The organism is Virgibacillus sp. FSP13 (assembly GCF_054048505.1).
This window is the reverse complement of sequence record NZ_JBSVKG010000003.1, coordinates 138,612-156,908: the sequence shown is the minus strand read 5'-3', so window position 1 is coordinate 156,908 and position 18,297 is coordinate 138,612. Positions and strand designations below refer to the sequence as shown.

The 18,297-nt window shown below is 41.2% G+C and carries 15 protein-coding genes; 2 read left to right on the top strand and 13 right to left on the bottom strand.

Annotation, left to right across the window (positions count from 1 at the left end; all coding sequences use genetic code 11):
* Positions 1 to 51 precede the first annotated feature (51 nt).
* The 8 genes from alr to ACW2QC_RS04500 all read right to left on the bottom strand — a co-directional run bounded on the left by alr (position 52) and on the right by ACW2QC_RS04500 (position 8,418).
* Positions 52 to 1,185: an alanine racemase gene (gene alr, locus ACW2QC_RS04535; protein WP_457542789.1), complete on the bottom strand. Its 1,134-nt coding sequence runs from the start codon at positions 1,183 to 1,185 to the stop codon at positions 52 to 54.
* 67 nt (positions 1,186 to 1,252) lie between these two features.
* Positions 1,253 to 2,074 (bottom strand): D-amino-acid transaminase, encoded by an 822-nt coding sequence (dat, locus tag ACW2QC_RS04530; RefSeq protein WP_457542887.1) that lies wholly within the window; start codon positions 2,072 to 2,074, stop codon positions 1,253 to 1,255.
* 37 nt (positions 2,075 to 2,111) lie between these two features.
* Positions 2,112 to 3,095 (bottom strand): pyridoxal-phosphate dependent enzyme, encoded by a 984-nt coding sequence (locus tag ACW2QC_RS04525; RefSeq protein WP_457542788.1) that lies wholly within the window; start codon positions 3,093 to 3,095, stop codon positions 2,112 to 2,114.
* A 101-nt stretch (positions 3,096 to 3,196) separates the two neighbouring features.
* Positions 3,197 to 4,378 carry a M20 metallopeptidase family protein gene (locus tag ACW2QC_RS04520; protein WP_457542886.1) on the bottom strand — a complete coding sequence of 394 codons (1,182 nt, stop codon included), beginning with the start codon at positions 4,376 to 4,378 and terminating at the stop codon, positions 3,197 to 3,199.
* Positions 4,379 to 4,434: 56 nt separating this feature from the next.
* The gene (locus tag ACW2QC_RS04515; RefSeq protein ID WP_457542885.1) at positions 4,435 to 4,809 is read right to left on the bottom strand and encodes a RidA family protein; all 375 of its coding nucleotides are present in this window, start codon (positions 4,807 to 4,809) and stop codon (positions 4,435 to 4,437) included.
* 83 nt (positions 4,810 to 4,892) lie between these two features.
* Complete coding sequence (locus tag ACW2QC_RS04510; protein WP_457542787.1) at positions 4,893 to 6,338, bottom strand: NAD-dependent succinate-semialdehyde dehydrogenase; 1,446 nt, start codon at positions 6,336 to 6,338, stop codon at positions 4,893 to 4,895.
* A gap of 44 nt (positions 6,339 to 6,382) precedes the next feature.
* Positions 6,383 to 7,735, bottom strand: a complete 1,353-nt coding sequence (gabT, locus tag ACW2QC_RS04505; protein WP_457542786.1) for a 4-aminobutyrate--2-oxoglutarate transaminase — start codon at positions 7,733 to 7,735, stop codon at positions 6,383 to 6,385.
* The gene (locus ACW2QC_RS04500) at positions 7,732 to 8,418 is read right to left on the bottom strand and encodes a GntR family transcriptional regulator (protein ID WP_457542785.1); all 687 of its coding nucleotides are present in this window, start codon (positions 8,416 to 8,418) and stop codon (positions 7,732 to 7,734) included. Before ACW2QC_RS04500 ends, gabT begins: the two co-directional genes overlap by 4 nt.
* 199 nt (positions 8,419 to 8,617) lie before the next feature.
* Between ACW2QC_RS04500 and ACW2QC_RS04495 the strand changes: the two genes are divergently transcribed.
* Positions 8,618 to 9,601, top strand: coding sequence for a 2-hydroxyacid dehydrogenase (locus tag ACW2QC_RS04495; protein ID WP_457542784.1), 984 nt, complete (start codon positions 8,618 to 8,620; stop codon positions 9,599 to 9,601).
* Positions 9,602 to 9,778: 177 nt separating this feature from the next.
* Here ACW2QC_RS04495 and ACW2QC_RS04490 read toward each other — a convergent pair whose 3' ends face one another.
* The 4 genes from ACW2QC_RS04490 to ACW2QC_RS04475 all read right to left on the bottom strand — a co-directional run bounded on the left by ACW2QC_RS04490 (position 9,779) and on the right by ACW2QC_RS04475 (position 17,265).
* On the bottom strand, positions 9,779 to 10,972 hold the full coding sequence (locus ACW2QC_RS04490; protein ID WP_457542783.1) for a M24 family metallopeptidase: 1,194 nt from the start codon (positions 10,970 to 10,972) through the stop codon (positions 9,779 to 9,781).
* A gap of 778 nt (positions 10,973 to 11,750) precedes the next feature.
* On the bottom strand, positions 11,751 to 13,160 hold the full coding sequence (locus tag ACW2QC_RS04485) for an APC family permease (protein WP_457542782.1): 1,410 nt from the start codon (positions 13,158 to 13,160) through the stop codon (positions 11,751 to 11,753).
* Positions 13,161 to 13,355: 195 nt separating this feature from the next.
* Positions 13,356 to 14,699, bottom strand: coding sequence for an aminotransferase family protein (locus tag ACW2QC_RS04480; protein ID WP_457542781.1), 1,344 nt, complete (start codon positions 14,697 to 14,699; stop codon positions 13,356 to 13,358).
* A gap of 496 nt (positions 14,700 to 15,195) precedes the next feature.
* The gene (locus ACW2QC_RS04475; protein ID WP_457542780.1) at positions 15,196 to 17,265 is read right to left on the bottom strand and encodes a catalase; all 2,070 of its coding nucleotides are present in this window, start codon (positions 17,263 to 17,265) and stop codon (positions 15,196 to 15,198) included.
* A 196-nt stretch (positions 17,266 to 17,461) separates the two neighbouring features.
* On the opposite strand from ACW2QC_RS04475, the gene ACW2QC_RS04470 reads away from it, so the two are divergent.
* A complete protein-coding gene (locus ACW2QC_RS04470) occupies positions 17,462 to 17,683 on the top strand; it encodes a hypothetical protein (protein ID WP_457542779.1) in 222 nt (73 codons plus the stop codon).
* 62 nt (positions 17,684 to 17,745) lie between these two features.
* On the opposite strand, the gene queF is transcribed toward ACW2QC_RS04470, so the two are convergent.
* The gene (queF, locus tag ACW2QC_RS04465) at positions 17,746 to 18,243 is read right to left on the bottom strand and encodes a preQ(1) synthase (protein WP_457542778.1); all 498 of its coding nucleotides are present in this window, start codon (positions 18,241 to 18,243) and stop codon (positions 17,746 to 17,748) included.
* Between the last annotated feature and the right edge of the window lie 54 nt (positions 18,244 to 18,297).

Sequence of the window (18,297 nt, the reverse complement as noted above, 5' to 3'; positions counted from 1 at the left end):
GTGTTGAATTCGCCACCAATCACTTGATTTAAGTAAGAAAGAAGTACGTGTCTACACATACTCCCTTCGAATCCGTTCCATTAACCCTGACAATACTTCATCAACAATGCTATTCATCCAACCAGCAATTTCACGTGCATTGATTTCTTCGTCCCCCTGTTTACCGAGTAAAACCACTTCATCCCCTTCACAGACATCAGGTATACTTGTAACATCAATCAATGTTTGATCAAGTGAAATCGTGCCAACAATTGGCGCTCTTTTTCCACGGACAAGCATTTCTCCTCTGTTAGACAGTGCACGCTGGTAACCATCTCCATGACCAATTGGTACGATCGCTATTTTTTCCGTTGTTGATGTGATGTAGCTACCACCATATCCAACTGGTGTGTTCGGTGATAGTTTTCGAACATGTAAAAGCTTTGATTTTAATGTCATGACAGGTTTAAGTGTTATTGTATCTCGCTGACGAAGTGCTGGCGGATAGCCAAATAGTGCAATTCCTGGTCTGACCATATCTAGAAGCATGTCATTTCTTTCAATCGCAATTGTTGATCCCCCAACATGGTGGAGGGGAAAATCATATCCATGGCTTTTTAAATCCGTCATTGTATTATTAAATAACATAAATTGTTGTTCTGTCGTTACCCAATCCGCTTCATCTGCACTTGAAAAGTGTGTATAAACTCCTTCCCATTGCAAACCTGGAAGATGATAACACGATCGGCAAAAATCCACCATGTTCATTGGGTCAACGCCAAACCGATGAAGTCCTGTGTCCATTTTCAAATGTACCGGGGTTATTTTATGCTGTTTAATCGCCTCTTCACTAATGGCATTCGCCAGTTTCTGATTGGATATGGAGGCTGTCAATCCGTAACGGACAACATCTGCTGCCCGATCTGGAGTAACGGAACTTAGAATATGAATAGGTACGTCAATGCCATTTTCACGAAGCATTGCACCTTCTTCAACAGCTGTTACACCTAGACGCTCTGCCCCAGCGTTAATGGCTGCGCGCCCGATTGGAACGATTCCATGTCCATACGCATTTGTTTTGATAACTGCTAGAAGTAGACAATGGTTCGTGTGCTCACTTATTGTTCTAATATTTTCTTTAAACGCAGCTAAATCTACCACAGCTACTGTCGGGCTTTGGGATACCAGATTCATTGAATACAACAAGGGTTGGTTCCTCCCCTACACAGGTATCGTTTTACTAAACCGAATTCATCACGTTTCACACAACTTGCTAGTAAAGCGTGCGAAATTCCTGCACAATTCGCTTCGTTATTTCACCAGGTTTTCCAGAACCGATCACCTTATCATCAACCTTCAGAATAGGAATGACATCTGATTTTGTAGCAGTAATAAAAACTTCATCCGCGTTGAGTAAGTCATCAACTGAATACTGTGTTTCGTTCACATTTAATTGTAGCGCGTCACATAGTTGAAGGATTTTCTTCCTTGTAATCCCATTTAAAATAAAATTGTTTGCTGGATGTGTGTAAAGTTCCCCATTTTTTACGATAAACACGTTCGATGCGCTCGCCTCTGTAACAGTTCCATCACGGTGTAGAATCGCTTCGATTGCATTCTGCTCTACCGCTTTTTGCTTGGCTAGCACATTAGGAAGTAAGTTGAGTGTCTTAATGTCACAGCGCAACCAGCGAATATCTTCGGTCAGCACTGCGGTTGCACCTTGATCTTCTACATCGGTCATTCGCTCTTCGGCTCTTGTGTATGCAACGGTTACTGGCGAAACATCAGTGCTTGGAAACTCATGCCATCTAGGTGCAGCCCCCCGGGAAATCTGCATGTAGATAATCCCTTCCGTCAATCCATTTACCTCGACAAGCTTTTCTAAGTTCTTTTTTACATCACCAACCGAACTGGGCAATGTTAATTGAACTTCCCGAGCACTTCTCTTCAGACGCTCTAAATGTTCATCTATCATTAATGGATTACCATCGTAAACGCCAATCACTTCATAGATTCCGTCACCAAATTGATAGCCACGATCCTCGATATCAATTAGATTTTCTCGATCGACAAGTTGATCATGATACAACATTTTTGCCACTATAAAACCTCCCTTTCGTTTTCGGCTATTAAGAAAGTCTGGACTTATATCGATGGGCGACATCCAATAGAACGGATGTATCCACACTACATCCACTGATTACGACCACAACATGGGAGCCTAATGGAACCTTATTATTTAAGATGGCCCCAATTCCAGAAGCTGCTGCCCCTTCAATCGCCATGTGGTGTTTATCCAGCATGACCGCCATCCCTTCTGCAATTTCATCTTCTTGTAGCAAAACAATATCATCAACATATTGCTGAACCATATCAAACGTATACTGATTGTTAGTGCCAATACCGCCTAGTAAACTATCAGCCAACGTGTCTTGTTCTTTTATCGTAATTGGTTTTCCAGCTTGAATGCTCTCATACATTGTGGCCCCACGTGCTGTTGATATTCCGATCACCTGGATAGACGGATCAACCGATTTTAATGCCAATCCTAACCCTGAATTCAATCCACCACCAGATAAACCACCAATTACAGTATCAACTTTCGGCAAATCATCAAGCAATTCCAAGCCAATTGTTCCCTGGCCTGCAATGATATGCGGATCATCAAATGGGTGAATCACCGTGAGTCCGTGCTGTTTTTCTAACTGATAACTGCGCTGTTCTGCATCATCCTGTGATTCACCATAAATTTCAATTTGTGCACCTGAATGTTTTAATGCATCCACTTTCGCTTGGGGAACACGGTTAGAAATACAAATCGTGGCATCTATTCCTAATTTCTTAGCAATGTAAGCAACACTCATTCCAAAATTCCCAGTCGAAAACGTTGTCACCCCACGTTCCATTTCAGCTGACGTTAGGCTTAAAATTTTATTTGTTGCTCCCCTAATTTTAAAAGAATTACTGACATTCAAATTTTCAAGTTTCAAGTGAACAGATGTCCCTGTAAAGTCGGACAGTGCTGGCGAATAGATGAGGGGCGTTTTCGTAACAATCGGAGAAATCCGCTTCCGTGCCTCCCAAACATCCCTTAGTACAGGTTTTTCTATCATTTTATCCCCTCATTTCTATGTCTCGTTTGCGGTGTGCGCGACTTTTTGCCGGAGATGCGCGACTTTCCGAAGACAGTAAGTGATTAACTGTGGCTGATCGTCTACCATTCAATTAAAAAACGCCTGACAGTCTCTGCCAAAATAGATGCGCCAACTGGTAACACCTGTTCATCTATATCAAAATTTGGTGTGTGCAGATCACGAGTTTTTCCGTCTGCTACGGCACATCCAAGGAAAAACATTGCTCCGGGAGCGGCCTCTGTCATATGGGCAAAGTCCTCGCCGCCCATGCCAAATGGCGTTTCTACTATTGTAAAACCGGGGTATAAATCCTTAATAACACCTTTAATTAGTTGGTTAACCTTGGGGTCATTTTTTAATGACGGATCCTCAGGTGTTATCATTAATTCATAATCACCATCTAACGCCCTCACAAGTGAAAAAGCTTTCTCTAACTCGGCATGTAGCAGTTGTCGAACTTCCGGCTGATAACTTCGGATCGTACCCTTAAGAGATACTTCAGACGGGATTACATTGCTTGCTGCCCCAGTTTGAATACTACCGATGCTGATAACCGCTGGGTCAAGCGGTGATATGCGCCGTGCTACAACCCCGTGTAATGCCTGCAACACTGGTCCGAGCATCCAAATCGGATCCTTTCCCAGATGAGGATAGGCGCCATGCCCACCAGTTCCAAAAATCTCCGCTGCGAACACATCGACATTGGCCATACTATAACCATCATGAACTTTTACCTCGCCAAGCTGATTCTCCGGGCTCATATGCAAGGCAATTACGCAATCCACATCAGCCAACACACCAGCCCTAATCATGTATGGAGCCCCTGTCGATCCAGTTGCATCTGCCATTTCCTCGGCAGGCTGGAATAAAAATTTTACCGTTCCTTGTATTTCCTTATTTTGAAAACTTTCACCTATTAAACTAGCAACACCTAATCCAATTGCAGTATGTGCATCATGACCACATGCATGCATCACACCATCATGTTGCGATTTATAATCATGTTCATTCTCTTCCTGAATTGGCAAGGCATCCATATCTGCCCGAATCGCGATCGTTGGCCCATTGCCAGAAGAAAGGGTGCCAACGACGGCGATTGGATAGCCTACCCCAACCTCCACTTGCATGCCCGGGATTTTCCCCAACACTTGAGCTACATATTGTGCTGTTTTCACTTCTTGAAAACTAAGTTCCGGGTACATATGAAACCTTCGCCGCCATTCTACCATTTGTAAAGCTAGCTTTTTTGCCCTATCAAGCATTGCATTGTTTACCGAAGCCACAACCAAGCCCCCTTTAGTTAACCAACCTCCTTCAGTCAACCTACAGATGCGATCGCAGTAATTTCCACCTTTCCCTCTAATAATTGACTGCCAACTGTAATCCGTGCTGGCTTTACGTCAATATCTTTAAAATAAGATTCATAGACACGATTGAATTCTTTAACATTTTCTTGATTTAAATCAGAGAGATGACAGAAAACATACACGACATCAGCTAATGTTGCCTGCTTTTCTGCTAAGATATATTTAATATTCTCAAGGCTGGCAGCAGTTTGTTCAGCGGTTGTGTCACCAGCTGAAGCACCATTTGGCTGAATACCGTCTTGACCTGACACAAAAATCAACCCATCAATTTTGACTCCTTGGGAATATGGACCACTTGGCTTTGGTGCATTTTCTGTTTGGATCATCTGTTTCAAAAAGATCACTTTCCTTTCCATTAGCGGGAAGCAAAATCCTGCCTTGGTTAGCCTAAAGGAAAAAAATACCTATCTTATTCCATACCAATGGAAACATATTGTGACTCTATAAACGCATCGATTCCTTCGTGACCGCCCTCACGGCCAATGCCACTTTCCTTCATTCCACCAAAAGGAACCTGTGCCGCTGATGGTGCGCCGTCATTCCAGCCAACAATTCCAAAGTCGAGCTGCTCAATTATACGGGTACCTCTAGCCACATTTTCTGAAAACACATAGGCAGCTAAACCATATGATGTATCATTTGCCAATTTTACAGCTTCATCGTCGGAAGCAATTTTTTGGATTGGTGCCACAGGGCCAAATGTTTCTTCCTCCATCACCACCATCGATTGATCCACATCTTTGATGACAGTTGGTGCGTAAAATACTCCACCATATTGTGTTATCGGTTCTCCACCGGTTACGACTGTCGCCCCTTTTGCTACTGCGTCCTGAACGTGATGCTTTACCTTATCAAGTCCTGCTTGATTAATTAATGGACCAATAGCAACGGATTCATCCGTACCGTCGCCAACTTTTAATTGCTCTACTGCCTTGGCAAATTTCTCGACAAACTGATCATAAATACCCGCTTGAACATAAATCCGGTTGGCACATATACACGTTTGACCAGCATTTCTGAATTTAGAAGCCATGACACCTTTAACAGCCAAATCAACGTTTGCATCGTCTAAGACAATCAATGGTGCATGCCCGCCAAGTTCCAAGGATAACCGTTTTACCTGGTCAGCACTTTGTCTAATTAAAATTTTCCCAACTTCGGTAGAGCCCGTGAAGGTAATTTTACGAACTCGATCATCTTTCATAATGGCACCAGCAATTTTAGACGATGATCCGGTCACAAGGTTTACAACGCCATTTGGAAAACCTGCTTCTTCACATAGTTCCATTAATTTCACAGCTGTTAATGGGCTTTCACCTGATGGCTTCATAATCACTGTACAACCGGCTGCTAGTGCTGGACCCATTTTCCGTGTTAACATTGCTGCTGGAAAATTCCATGGCGTAATTGCTGCCACAACACCAACAGGTTTTTTCCATACTCGCAGCCGTTTTCCGGAAGCATGTGACGGAATCGTTTCGCCATAAATCCGCTTGCCTTCTTCTGCAAACCATTCGATAAAAGAAGCAGCATAGGCTACTTCTCCTCGCGATTCATTGATTGGCTTCCCCATTTCTAATGTCATGATTTGGGCTAATTCTTCTTTGTTTTCAATTAGTAGTCGATACAAGTGTTTTAAGTAACCCGCACGTTCATATGCTGTCAGCTGTGACCACGACTGATAAGCCTCATGGGCAGCGTCAATTGCCTGTTTCGTTTCTACCTCCCCACCTTTTGGTACCGTTCCAAGAAGTTTCCCATTAGCTGGGTTCGTCACGTTTAATGTGTCAAGGTCATCACCAACCCATTCCCCATTGATGTGCATGGCATAAGCTTTTGTTTTGACTTTATTCATTATCCCGATCACTCCAATCCGTTTATATTCGGCTTTGCCCGTGCTTAACTTTTAGCACCAACAAGAACAGTTTCGATTGATTCTTCTAAAATATTTAACCCTTCTTCCAATTGCTCATCTGTAATCACAAGTGGCATAAGCAAACGGATTACATTATCATAGACCCCTGCTTTCAGAGTGATAAGTCCTCGCTGATGGGCCGCTTTTAAAATCTGGTTTGTTAACTCTTTTTCCGGTTCTTTGCTTGTGCGATCTTTTACAAATTCTAAGGCACACATTGCCCCAAGTCCTCGATAATCACCAATAACATCAAACCGATCATACAGCTGTTTAAATTTATCCATAACCCGTTTACCAACCGCTTGCGCACGTTCATTGATGTTTTCCTTTTCCATAACTTCCAACACTGCAATCCCAGCACGACATCCGAGTGGACTTCCGCAATATGTTCCACCTAATTCACCTGGACGTGCTGCATCCATAACTTCTTCACGGCCAATCACACCACTGATCGGCAATCCGGCAGCCATTGACTTGGATATCGTGATCAGATCTGGATCAACGCCGTAATGCTCCATTGCAAAGTATTTACCTGTACGTCCAAAACCTGTTTGAATTTCGTCCGCGATGAACAGAATTCCATGCTGTTTACACAATTCATAAACACCTTGAACAAATGCCTTACTCGGAACAATAAAGCCGCTTTCCCCTTGCACTGGTTCCATAATGAATGCCGCTACGAGACTCGGGTCCACTTCACTAATGAAAAAGTTTTCCACTTGTTGTAGCATGAATTCCGTATATGCTTCCTCACTCATCGATTCCTGACGCCGGTACGCATATGGATACGGGGCATGGTAAATTTCTGGAGCAAATGGTCCGTATTCATATTTATATGGTTTTACCTTACCAGTTAATGACATTGACAGTAATGTTCGCCCATGAAAACCACCAGAGAATGATACAACCGCCTGCCTCCCTGTATATTTCCGGGCAATTTTGATCGCATTTTCAACCGCTTCCGCACCACTATTTAAAAACATGACTTTCTTGGTAAAATTCCCCGGTGCCAGTGCTGCAATTTTTTCTGCAAAGTCAATATACGGATCATACATCATGACATTAAAACCGGTATGAGTGTATCGATCCACTTGGTCATGCAAAGCACTGACAACAGTCTCATGGCTATGACCGATATTAATGCATCCAATCGCTCCAGCAAAGTCGATGAATTGATTGCCATCAACATCCTTCAGCAGTGCACCTTTTGCTGATTCAACAAAGGTTGGGATGCCATAGCTAACACCTTGTGGCACAACATCATGTCTGCGATCAAGCAGTTCCTTTGCCTTTGGTCCAGGTAATTCCGTTTTCACATGTGCAAATTGTTTGCTCATTTTGCTGAAACCTCCCCATTTTTATTTAGTTGATTAGCACCAAGCAGCTTTTCCTCTACATAGCTAATATGCGTTTGTACCTGATTCTGAACAGTCTGTATGTCTTTAGAAGTGAGTGCATGAAGTAAATCCTGATGTTCTTTGTAAAATGATTGTGGACTCGAATAATACTTGTCGAGATGCATGAGAAATGTTCTGATTTGTACTTGAAGTGAATTGTATATTTTTATAATACGGGAATTATGGCATAAGTTAACAACATAGCTGTGGAATTTCATATCGAGGTCAAACAACTCATTCCAGTCCTTTTCCCCGGCTTTTTCTTGCATTTGACTGGTTATTGCCTCCAGCTCTAGTAAATGTTGTTTTTCAAGACGTGGTATGGCATCAGTAAAGGCTCGAGTCTCCAACAATGTTCGTAATTCGATCATTTCGTCCAGATCTTGTTCCGTGAAGTTTGCAACGTACGTCCCTTTTCGTGCTTTACTGATCACTAATTCTTCAATTTCTAGCGTTTTTAATGCTTCTCTTATCGTACTTCTGCTGACATCAAACCTTTCCGCCAGTTCTGTTTCCAGCAAACGCTCCCCAAACTGAATTTCTTTATTCCAAATTTGTTTTTTTAATGCGTCCGCAATAAGCTGACTTAATGGTTTTTGCAAAATAATACTATCATCATCCATATGCAAAACCCCTCTCCATCTAACACATAATTGTTTTATGTCGATTGTCGACATCATTACATATTCATCATAATTCAGACTATTTAGATTGTCAATTATATTTTAGATAATTTTAAATATTTATTTTTCATATTGACTTCTCGCTCATTTCTAGCTATTTTAGGGGTAGTTACTGATTAACAGGAAACGGAGGCATTCAATGAAAAAAAAGATTATTGCGTATAACCGTGTAGAGAAGCCTGTCCTGGAAAAGTTACAAAAAAAATACGATGTGCATTTTTTTAAAAACATCGATACCAAAAACGATCCAAATTTTTTGGAACATGTAAGCCAAGCCGAGGGAATCATCGGGCTAGAATTAGAAGTGGACTGTAAATTACTGGAGCGAGCACCTCGTTTAAAAATTGTAAGCAACGTCTCTGTCGGCTATAACAACTTGGATTTGGATCAACTAAACAAGTTAAACATCATGGCCACCAACACACCAGGCGTGCTAACAGACACTGTCGCCGATACTATTTTCGGTATTCTTATTGCCACCGCCAGACGAATTCCAGAACTGGATCAATTCGTAAAAAATGGTGAATGGGTTTCTGAGGCAGTTGAAAAAGAACATTTTGGCATCAATGTTCATCATAAAAAACTAGGTATAATTGGCATGGGGCGTATTGGTCAAGCAATTGCGCAGCGGGCTCACTTTGGTTTTGATATGGACATTTTATACCATAGTCGGACACGTAAACCAGATGCCGAGGAAAAATATACGGCAACATACCTTGATCTCGATGCATTATTACGTGAATCTGATTTCATTTGCTTAATCACACCACTAACACTGGAAACAAAAGACCTCATCGGAATACGGGAATTTCAGTTGATGAAAAAATCAGCAATTTTCATTAACGGCTCTAGAGGAAGAACGGTTGTGGAACAGGATCTGATCGAGGCACTTCAAAATGGTGAAATTGCTGCTGCTGGGTTGGATGTTTTTGAACAAGAGCCGGTTGATCCGGATAATCCGCTACTGCAAATGAAAAATGTCGTGACGACCCCACATATTGGATCTTCTACACATGAGACAGAACTGGAAATGTCGAAACTCGCTGCTTACAATTTGGAAGAAGGATTAAGCGGTAGGAAGCCACCAAACCTGATTAATCAAAGTGTGTGGCACGGAAAATAGGCGGGGGATTATATCTCCGCCTATTTTTCGTGATAATTTGTATATGTCGAGTGATAGGACTACATCTTCGAGCGATGTCTATGCTTTTTCAATCGACAGCAACACATTTATGAGCGGCGCCTATGCCTTTTCGATCGACAGCGCTACATTTTTTGAGCGAAACATGCGCTTTTTCCATTAAGCCAGCCGAATATTTGGTTTAACCAATAGCTCGCGTGGAAAATCCGCGAGTACTTCACAACCTGTATCCGTTACCCGAAATGATTCACTAATTTCAACTCCCATTTTTTCCATCCAAATGCCAGGGATTAAATGAAAGGTCATATTTGGCTGTAATACAGTACGATCACCAGGTCTTAAACTAGCTGTATGCTCCCCCCAGTCAGGCGGATAGTTAAGCCCCATAGAGTAGCCCATACGTGATTCTTTCTTAATTCCGCTTTTCTCAATTACCCTCCGCCAAACTAATTCAAGCTCTTCACAAGTTACACCTGGTTTAACGGCATCAAGCGCTGTATTAATCCCTTCAACAACAACATCAGCTACATATTGCAACTGCTCCGATGGCATACCAATTACCGCTGTTCGAGCTAATGGTGAATGATAACGTTTGTAGCAACCTGCCAATTCAACAATCACTGGATCACCCTGTTTGAACGTATCATCCGTCCAAGTCAAATGACATGCAGATGTTTTATCACCTGTAGGGAGTAATGGAACAATTGCAGGGTAATCCCCGCCAAAATCCTCCAAGCCGCTGATTTGCGCATGTGCGATTCCTGCTACGACATCACATTCTCGAACCCCTTCATTTAACGTATCAAAAGCAACTTGCATGGCTTTTTCGGAAATTTTTGCAGCCTGTTTAATATAATCGATTTCCTGTTCCGATTTTATAATTCGAACCCAATTGACCATATTTGTACCATCTTTAAAGGTGGCATTAGGTAATCCTTGCATAAGTTGCATATAACATTTAGCCGTAAAATAATAAGCATCAAGTTCAACAGCAATGGTTTGATTATCACGCTTTTTCATTTTTAACAGGTCACAGACAAAATCCATTGGGTGTCTTATTGTTGATTGAACATAATTATCGGCATATGGAAGAATATGGTCTGCATCAAGCCATGTTGTATGTTTCGCCGCACTAGCATCCTGCCCACGACCTACCCAAATCGGCTGATCTTCATCAAGCATCACAATAAGTAGTTGATGAACGTAAAATGACCAAGCATCATATCCGGTTAAATAATTCATGTTTGCCGGATCAGTTACCAACAGAACATCGACTCCAGAATCAACCATCCGCTGTTTCGTTTTGGTCAACCTCGTTTGAAACTCAGAAATAGGAAATGTTAACACATTCATCCCTTCCCCTCTTGCATAATTTAACTGACGCTCTTTTGAACGCGCTTACATAAATTGAAAATGAATTTGCATTAATGGTGAGTTTGGTTAATTAGTATGATGTGGGCTGATATAATTTAACAGATATTGTCCCGCGTAAACGGGCAGTAATAGCGTGGAAAGTAAGAAAACCCCACTAAATAAAAGATGAGTATTAGAAGAAGTTTTACCTTATCCAATAGATACATAAAAGAATGAATCATGGAAAATAATGAACTTTTGTCGATTGTCGACACTGTGTTACTACTATTATAGTTCAGTTCTTTTTTTAAAGTCAATAATTATTTGAATAATTAAAATGTACTATTATTTTATGAAATAATACCTTAAAATGCTATTGTTCAAACTTAATTTAAGAAAAAATGGGAATTAGTTTAGATCGTTATTTAGGCTCTTTGTTGCTTTATAATTTCGTAGTTGAAAGAAAATGCAACGCACTATACCCAGCGGAGGAAATACACGTAGACTCCTGGGGGAAGAGAGGCATCGGTGAGACCCCGCAGTGCGTTAGCACGAGGAGGCTCAACAGCCGCCCCCGGAAAGCGAAGTGTATTTCCGTAGCGGTAATTAGTGCGCATTTTATATATATTGTGTCAAAAAAACAATCTTTTAGAAAACAGCCTTTTTTAAAAGACTAAAAAGCTCGACATTGCTTCATTAGCTAATGTCGAGTTTTTACATTCTTATACTTAGAAAAATTGCCAGTTATCACAAAAACAAGTAGACGGGATAACTGCATTTATGCAATACGGTCAATTTCTTTTTTCATATGATCATCTGCATATTTTTTTCCGTACTTCGCCATCGAAATTTTATATAGAATCACACCTAGGACAGCCCACAATCCAACAATCGCCCATTCGTAAGGCCAAATCAGAGCGGACGGCATTCCTGGCATATACAATATGGATATTCCTGCAGCCAATACCACTGCAATCCAACCAAGTGTTGTGCCGCCAGGGAGTTTAAATGGGCGTTTCATTTCAGGCGCTCTTTTTCGTAGGATGATAAACGAAATAGCCACCATCAACCAGGCAACAACTAACCCAAGTCCACCAGCATCAACCAACCATACAAGTGCTGGACGTCCTAATAATGGAGCAACTGTTGAAAATAGACCAATCAGCAAAATTGCTTTATGTGGCGTTTTATATTTTGGATGCAATTCACCAAGGGCTTTTGGTAGCATTCCCGCGTTCGCAAGTGCATAAATTGCACGACTACCACCTACATAGAAACCAATCCAGCTTGTTAATATCCCACCAATACCACCAAGCACAAGGATATTGCCCATAAAGCGGCTATCCCCAAAGGCCTTAGCCATTGCATCAGCTGTTACTAGATTTGACTCACCGATTTCAGCTGGATTCATTATCCGTGACACTCCAAAAATAATTGCAATATACCAAACAACCGCAAGAATGACCGATACGATTAGTAATTGACCGATTCTCTTCTGTGGTAGATTTATTTCTTCGGCAGCTTGTGGTATGACATCAAATCCAACAAACATAAACGGCGTCATAATAATAACCGATAGTAAGCCTGCAACCCCTTTCTCAAATAATGGCTGCATGTTTTGTACATTTCCACCAACAGTACTCCCCGTGATTAACAAGAGTCCCGCAATGATGATTAACAATGTGAAAATAAATGTAATCACTGTTGTCAGCTTGATCCCACGGTAATTAATCCACGTTATGAGTAAAGATCCAACAATACCGATCCCAGCCCATGTAGCAGTTACATCCCATCCTGCAATTGTGTATAAATAACCTTGACTATAATTGGGAATTAAATACTCGAAAACAGTTGGCAGTGCAACAGCTTCAAAAGCAACTACAGAAACATAACCAAGAATAATCGCCCAGGTAGCGATAAAAGATGCTACCCTTCCCATCGCCTTATAACTGTAAACATGCTCCCCTCCAACAAGCGGTAATGCCGATGCTAGTTCCGCATATGTAAGCCCGACAAAAATAACTAATGTTCCACCAATTGCAAAAGCAAAAATGGCCCCAAGTGATCCTGCCTCGGTTATCCATAAGCCAGTTGTTACGACCCATCCCCATCCAATCATCGCCCCGAAGGCAAGTGCTAGTACTTCCTTATTCCCCAAAATCTTTAATAGTTTTTGTTCGTTTTTCATTTGCTCCCCTCCAATCGGATCATTATAAAGTCACACTATTCAGTTAACTATGATTACACAAACTCTTATAATTATCTTTATGCTGGTCTTGGTGCAATTATTTATCTCTCTTTGTGCTCTTATACATCCTACGCATTGCAAATCTCTACCAAAAAACTTCATTATATAAAACGGAGGCGACAAACCACCCCCGTTTTAGTGCGTAACGCCAAGTTGACTTTGAACTGCCAGTACTGCATCATGAACTTTCTCAACCAATGTATTAACTTGCGATTGATCCATAATGAGTGGTGGTGCAAAGCAAATAATGTCTGATCCGTCATACGTAACAGGGCGACAGATGACTCCTCTTTCATGTAAAGCTTCGATCACTTTCGGTGCAACTTTTAAATCCGGAGAAAAACGCTTGTTTGTTTTCGGATCCTGCAGGAGTTCAATTGCCCCGAGAAGGCCAATCGTTCTAACATCTCCAACAATATTTAGTTCATGTTTCATCCGTTGGAAGCCTTTCAGCAATACTTCACCCATTTTTCGAGAGTTTTCCACCAACCCCTCTTGTTCCATAATTTCAATATTCTTCAATGCCACAGCTGCGGCAGTTGGGTGCCCACTATATGTAAAACCGTGAAATAGCGTACCCTTCGATTTTTCTTTCAACACGTCATGAATATGATCGGAAACAACAACTCCTCCAAGTGGAATATAACCACTAGTAACCCCTTTAGCAAATGTCATCATGTCAGGAGTAACGTTCCAATTCTCCATTCCGAACATTTTTCCAGTTCGTCCAAATCCGGTGATCACTTCATCCGCAACAAATAAAATACCGTATTCATTACACAACGCGCGTACTTCTTTAAAATAATCTTCGGGTGGAATTAGTACACCACCTGCACCTTGGACAGGCTCTGCCATAAATGCTGCTACTGTTTCCGGTCCTTCTGTTTCAATCGTGTGGCGTAGTGACATGATGGCTTTTTCCGTACTACTTCCATATGGTGTATCCGCATGGGTAATGTCCGTCATCATGTGACCAGCCATCCCCCAAAATTCAGGAATCCCCGTCACACTTGTCGAAGCTGCCGCAACCCCGTGATAGCCACGTTTTAGTGCAATAATTTTACGTCGTTGTGGTTCCCCTTGTATCTTCCAATAATGACGTACTAACTTTACTGCCGAGTCATTCGATTCCGATCCTCCTGAAGTGAAAAAAACGCCATTTAATCCTTTGGGGCTGATGTTCGCAATTTTTTCTGCTAGTTTAATAGCCGGTTCATGGCTAAACGTAGAAAAAGCGGAGCTAAATGCCAAGTTTTTCATTTGTTGTGCAGCAGCTTCAGCCAGTTCCTCTCGCCCGTGCCCTACATTGACATTCCACAATGATGACATCGCATCAATGTATACGTTTCCATTTTTATCTGTTAAATAAATCCCCTCCCCCTTTTCCATAATCACCTTTGCGCCATTTTCCTGTTGCTGTTTGATTGATGAAGTCGGATGAATAAAATACTTTTTATCCAATTCGATTAAATTGTCCAATATGAATCCCCCTTTTATTCAAAATAGTTTTCGTAAATCAAAAAACCAGCAATACAGGCAGATCAAATAAGCATACTCTCTCTACCTATATTAACTGGTTTTAATCCAAGGTCTTGCTCCACTTCATCAGTAGAGTCAATTAGATTTAGCAGTCAATCATAATCTTATTATTAATAATTTACCAAATATTCAAACCGAAGTCAAACCTTTTTAGATCAAAATGTATTTGTCTATTAAAGTTTTAGAACATTTATCTCAAATTATTTTACCTTAAAGTGAGTGTTCAAAAGGTTGCCAAATTAGAAGCAAGCCAACGATGAGATTGGCCGCTTATTATTTGGTGACTATTTGAACAACCTCTTAAACAAAAATATCATGGTAAAGAACTGTAAATCTATTAGCTTGCATTAAGAATACATAAGAAAAGAGCATCCAAAATAGTGCTGCTCTCTTCTCTATCTAGATTTATATTTCAATAAATCGAGGGAATTTTTAACTATGTTCGATCCCAAAAACGTTGATGAGCGATTGCGGAGACAAAATCTTTTCCAAAGTTTGGATTGTTTGCAGCAAAAACGACCCCGGCCAAGTTATTTCCTTCTGTTGATTTAATATAAGACTGGGCTGTCGTTGCAACACCAATTGGTTTATAGTGTTTGTATTGTTCACTTACATAATGCAAAATTTGCTGATTGAATTTTGCTTGATTTTCAGTTCTTCCACCAACAACATAAGTAGAGTCATAGAGGACAGGATATGTTGAAACAAAAGGCTTATCAACTTCAATTTTTGTGCCATCATCCCCAGTAACCATGCCAAGATTTTCACTAATAATCTCTATAAATACCCCATATTGCTTCAAGGTGTTAAGAACACTTTTTACCTCCTCACCGTTAAATCCATTGCCAATTAATACCCCAACTTTTCGTGTGTATGCATAATGTGGAGTATTTGCCATAGAAACCGCTGGGGAACTCTTCGTAATCGGGACATTTGAACCCTTTGGACGTTCTACACCAACATTGTCGGCAATGATACATGCCATCTCCTTATCAACGTTGACAAACATATCGACAACTTGTTGCCTAACAGATTTACTTTTTACATATCCAAGGTGAAAGCTGAATGTTTCTATAATGTGTTGTTTCTCGACAGATGTCATACTGTTCCAGAAAAGTCTTGGCTGGGAAAAGAAATCATAGAACGATTCGCTTGGGCGTTCTCTCGTTTTATGCCCTTCTACTTTCTCTGGATAATGCGCGTATCCACCTTCTTCAGGGGGAGTCTCTGCAGGAGTATTGCCGGCTAACGAATTTTTATGATAGTTTACGGAATCAACGTCAATCCGATGGCGCACATCGCTTTGTCGTTGGTTAAAGTTTGTTTCGACGATAGGTTTATTAACAGGTATTTCATTAATATTTCCCGTTCCAAGTCGATGATAATCTGTATCCCTGTAAGCAAAGGACCTTCCCTGTAGAACAGGATCATTGGAGAAATCAATTCCTGGAACAAGTGTTGCCGGGTCAAATGAAGACTGTTCTTCTTCTGCAAAATGATTATCAACGAGTCGATTCAACGTCATTTTACCAATGATTTCAACAGGGACGACTTCTTCCGGCCAGAATTGTGTATCATTTAGAATGTCAAAGTCATATTTGAATTCATCTTCTTCAGCGATCAACTGCACACCTAATTCATATTCCGGATAGGCACCGCATTCAATGGCCTCATGTAAATCTCGCCTGTGGAAGTCTGGATCTACACCTCCGATAATATTCGCTTCATCAAGTAGCAATGAATGAACCCCAAGAACAGGTTTCCATACAAATCGGACAAAAGTTGATTTCCCCTGTTGGTTGATAAATCGGAACGTATTGACCGGCCAAGCTTCCATCATTCGCCAGCTTCTCGGACGGCCCCGACCGGACATCAGCCACATTATGAAATGCGCAACTTCTTGATTATTGGCGACGTAATCCCAGCTATTCGTGTGCGCAACAGTGGCTTGTGGGACTCCCGTACGCGGATTCGGCTTAGCCATATGCGTAAAATCTGAAAATTTCATGGCATCCATAATAGAGAAGATAGCAAATGAGAGTGCCAACATATCATAATTTCCTTCTTGGGTATAAAACTTGGTTGCAAAACCACGTATATCGATTGCTGTATCTTTAGAACCTTTACTTCCTATAAAATTAGAGAATCGAACAAATACTGGTGTTTTGCATCCTGGCTCCTGCAAAAAGTGTGCTCTTGTGACATGGCCCATGGATTTATATAACTCAAATTCACCATATGCTCCGTCACCTCTTGCATGAACCACTTTTTCCGGTATCCGTTCTCGGTTAAAATGGGATTGTTTCTTATAAAAATGGAAGTCTTGAAATAACGTTGGACCGCGTCTTCCCGCCCTCAACGACCATCTGTCATTTGAAATTTTTAAACCTGCATCACTTGTCAGCTTTTCGCCTGGGCCCGTATTTTTGCGGCGGTACTGTTCTAGTTGCTCATCTTTTGGGTTGCCGTCAGTCGGCTTTTTATTTCTATCTTTATCTTTATCCATCTGATCACCCGCCCTGTTGTAAGATTTAAAACTCTACTTTAATCCATATGTGCCGTTATAAAATTTATTACCTTTTTTAATCTAAATATTGCAACTGGGAAAAAGTAGCGCAGATGATTGTTTTTGTAAATAAAACCAACAGTAAAGATGACGCAAAACGCCGAGCAACTACACTCATAGTAGTTTCTCGGCGGTTTTGGGCGGTATTTTCGGTGACTTTCTGCCTTTGTCCGGCGATTTCTCGCTCTCTTCCGGCGACTTTTCGCTTTCTTCCGGCGACTTTCCGCTTTTTTCCGGCAACTTTCGCTTTCTTCCGGCGACTTTCGCTTTCTTCCGGCGATTTTCCGCTCCCGTCCGGCGACTTCCTGCTAATCGAATTCTGTTAGATCAACAAAAGACGCCACCCAATTTGGTATGACGTCCCCTTACATTATGTTTCCAACTTAGCTCTCTCTTCTTTTTCAGCTCATCAAACGATACTCAGCGGTTATCTATCTTCTCCGGATACAAATCATGATTCATCATCCGATGGTCGGCCATTTGCATAAATTTTGTTCCAGGCTTTCCATAATTACAATACGGATCAATCGAAATACCTCCGCGCGGTGTAAATTTCCCCCACACTTCGATATACCGCGGATCCATCAGTTCAATAAGATCGTTCATAATAATATTCATACTGTCTTCATGAAAATCGCCATGATTTCGGAAACTGAATAAATATAATTTTAATGATTTACTTTCCACCATTTTTTCACCAGGTATGTAGCTAATGTAGACCGTACCAAAATCTGGTTGCCCTGTTTTCGGACACAATGTTGTAAATTCTGGACAATTGAATTTTACAAAATAGTCCCGGTTTGGATGCTTATTATCAAATGTCTCTAAAACTTCTGGTGTATAGTCAAATTCATATGTTGTTCCCTGGCTGCCTAAAAGCGTAATATCTGGTAGTTCATCGTCTCGTCTTCCCGCCATTTATATACCTCCCAATCATGTAAAAAGACCACGGCCTAAGGCACATGGTCTTTT